Genomic DNA, 979 nt, shown 5'->3' with positions numbered 1-979 from the left:
TAACAACGATGGCAAGGTTGACACTGAAAGCAAAGATCGTGCATGGACTCCAACTGAAAAGACTTTGGAAGCAGTTAAGTCAGCAGACCCAAGCTCAGTAGGTTACGACAACGTTGATATTTCAAATGTTTCATCACTGGTAGTTACTCCAGGCCAAGGCGACACTACTGTTACTGTAACTTACAGCAACAACCAAGTCTCAGGTACTATCAAGTACATCGATGACACTACTGGTGTAGAACTTGACAGCGACAATTTGAAGGCTGGTAAGATCGGTTCAATCATCGACTACAAGACTGAAGACAAGATCAAGAGCTACGAAGATCAAGGTTACGAACTCGTCTCAAACGACTTCACTGATGGCAGCCAAGTGTACAAGAAGACTGGCAACGACTTCGTTGTTCACCTGAAGCACAAGACTCAAACCATCACTCCAAATGATCCGAACCCTGTAACTCCAGGCGAACCGATCAACCCTAACGACCCTAACAGCCCAGTTTACGGTGAAGAAACTGACCGGAAGAACTTGGTTAAGGATGCAAGTCAAACTATTCACTACGTAGGCGCAGGTGACAAGACTCCAGCTGACAACGTTGTGACTCAGAAGGATGCCTTCACTCGGACTGTTACTATCGACAAGGTAACTGGTAAGGTTCTGTCCTACACTGACTGGACTGGCGAAAAGACTTTCAACACTGTTGATACTCCAGTTGTTCAGGGCTACCACGCAGACAAGAAGACTGCTGGTGGTTTGACTGCAACTGTAGACAACCCAGACGTCGAAGAAACTGTAACTTATTCACCAAACGGTAAGATTGTTCCAGTTGATCCTAACGGTACTCCAATTCCAGGTGCGGATACTCCAACTTACCCAACGGACCCTAACGATCCAACTAAGGTAGTTCCAAACGAACCAATTCCAGATGTTCCAGGCTACACTCCAGTAGATCCAAGTCCTGTAACTCCAACTAACCCTGGC

At 46.3% G+C, this 979-nt stretch carries 1 protein-coding gene; it reads left to right on the top strand.

Annotation, left to right across the window (positions count from 1 at the left end):
• The coding region (locus ACLUXO_RS10150) for a mucin-binding protein (RefSeq protein WP_412137443.1) at window positions 1-979 on the top strand (979 nt) is incomplete at both ends.

Origin of the sequence: Lactobacillus delbrueckii subsp. bulgaricus (assembly GCF_046938665.1) — a bacterium.
GTDB lineage: Bacteria > Bacillota > Bacilli > Lactobacillales > Lactobacillaceae > Lactobacillus > Lactobacillus delbrueckii_C.
This window is presented reverse-complemented; position numbering and strand designations above follow the sequence as displayed.